This is a genomic window from Kribbella sp. (assembly GCF_035655035.1).
Lineage (GTDB): Bacteria > Actinomycetota > Actinomycetes > Propionibacteriales > Kribbellaceae > Kribbella.
Genome location: NZ_DASRVN010000135.1, coordinates 1 through 1,894, shown reverse-complemented (window position 1 = coordinate 1,894; position 1,894 = coordinate 1). Strand labels below are relative to the sequence as shown.

The 1,894-nt window shown below is 69.6% G+C and carries 3 protein-coding genes; 1 reads left to right on the top strand and 2 read right to left on the bottom strand.

The features are described 5' to 3' along the window. Both VFF46_RS08045 and VFF46_RS08040 read right to left on the bottom strand, forming a co-directional pair. Window positions 1–497: TetR/AcrR family transcriptional regulator (locus VFF46_RS08045; protein ID WP_325036399.1), on the bottom strand; the 497-nt coding region annotated here is incomplete at its 3' end. A gap of 82 nt (window positions 498–579) precedes the next feature. Continuing rightward, window positions 580–1,002 (bottom strand): hypothetical protein, encoded by a 423-nt coding sequence (locus tag VFF46_RS08040; protein WP_325036398.1) that lies wholly within the window; start codon window positions 1,000–1,002, stop codon window positions 580–582. 115 nt (window positions 1,003–1,117) lie between these two features. Here VFF46_RS08040 and VFF46_RS08035 point away from each other — a divergent pair. Further along, window positions 1,118–1,894, top strand: a 777-nt coding sequence (locus tag VFF46_RS08035; RefSeq protein WP_325036397.1) for a class I SAM-dependent methyltransferase, incomplete at its 3' end; no start/stop codon positions are given.

Here is a 1,894-nt window from a genome sequence, read left to right as displayed (position 1 = left end):
GTGCGGTGCAGGAGCAGGCCGTCGATGGCGGCGGCGAGTACGGCGGCGGTCGCGGCCGGCTCGGCGACCTGGTGGATCGTCAGCCAGTCGGCGACCCGGGTGCGGAAGTCCGTGACCAGGGCGGCGATCTGCGTGCGGAGGCGTTCGTCGCGGGTCGCGGCCAGGTACGTCTCGGTGAACAGCAGCGACGTCGGGTCGCTCCCGTCGTACTGCTCGAGCGAGGCCAGCAGCGCGTCGATCGCGACGGGCGGGGTGGTCGCGGCGGTGAACAGCTCGTCGGTGGCGGTGAGCACCTGGCGCATCGCGCTGATCGCGGCCTCGGTCAGTACGTCCTGCACCGACGAGAAGTGGTAGTGCACGACGCTCGGCGTGACCCCGGCCCGCTCGGCCAGGATCCGGGTGCTGACCGCGGACCAGCCGCGCTCGGGGATCAGTTCGACGGCGGCGGCCAGCAGGCGCAGCCGTACTTCCTGACCTTGTTTCGCGGTGGGGGCCATCCGACATCCTCCAGGGCGATCGTCCTGTACGATCGTCCTGATCGTAAGCCGAAGAACAGCCCGGGCACAAGCCCGGGCTGGTTTACTTACGGCCGAACTTCCACCACTTCGGCTTGTTCATCTTGATCTCGTCCGGCTCCATCGGCGGCGGCACCGGCGGCCGGGACTCCTCGGTGAGGAAGTTGCCGGACTCGGTGTCGTACGGCGTGACGCCGAGCTTGCGGCTGATCTCCATCACGATCGGGATCGACCGCGGGCCGTCGTTCAGGTAGAACGTGATGTCGCGGACCTCGACCCCCTTGCCGATCGTCATCTCGACGTCGAAGTCCGGACTTCGCAGCGCCAGCCACGACGGCTTGCTGGTGTCGACGTCCGGCACCAGCTCCCGGACCGCGGCCACCACATCGGTCGAGGTCCCGACCGACGGCGGCTCGTAGTCGACCGGTACGTCGTCGAGGCGCCGTACGCCTCCTGGCCCGCGCATCGCATAGACAGCCCAGCTCATGCCCCCAGCATGCCAGGTCATCAACACTTCCGTGCGGAAAAGGTACTGACCGTCGGGCAGGGTAGCGGGTGGGAATCCGGGTGTGCTCGGGTTTTTGGGGGTGCAGAGTGGCGGCATGGTTGAACTTGATCCGGTGATTCATTCGTTCTATCGGGATCGGTACGTCGAAGGCGATCGGCTGGTGGTCAACGGGCACGGCCGGCTCGAGTTCGTGCGTACCCAGGAGTTGTTGCGGCGGTGGTTGCCGCCTGCGGCCGACGTACTGGATGTCGGCGGCGCGACCGGCGTGCACGCGCGCTGGCTGGCCGCGGACGGGCATCGGGTGACGCTGGTCGACGCCGTACCGGAGCACGTCGCGACGGCCGCCGCGATCGGTACGTTCGCGGCTGAGGTCGGGGATGCGCGGGCGTTGCGGCAGGCCGACGCCAGTGTGGACGTGACCCTGCTGCTCGGGCCGCTGTACCACCTTGTCGAGGCGGCCGACCGCGCGCGGGCGCTGGCCGAAGCGGTCCGCGTGACGCGGCCGGGCGGGATCGTGGTGGCGGCGGCGATCAATCGGTACGGCGGGTTGCTCGAGGCCGGCAGCAACGGCACGCTGACCGAGGAAAACCTGCCGCTGTTCGCCGAGGCGTTCGCGTCCGGCCGGATCGACGGCTCGTACGGCTTCACCGTCGCGTACTTCCACCACGCCGACGAACTCGCCACCGAACTCCGCACCGCGGGCCTCGCCGACGTCGACGTACTCGGGGTAGAGGGCCCGGCCGCCAACATCCTGCAGAACGCCGCGCCGGACCGGATCGACGACCTGCTCCCGTCCGCCGTCCTGTTCGCCCGGCGGGTCGAGTCCGATCCGCGGCTGCTGGCCGGCAGCCAGCACTTCCTCGGGTACGGA

What these genes read in the sequence shown, in the direction of transcription:
- VFF46_RS08040 (WP_325036398.1), bottom strand. Translation starts at nt 1,002, where the DNA reads ATGAGCTGGGCTGTCTATGCGATGCGCGGGCCAGGAGGCGTACGGCGC.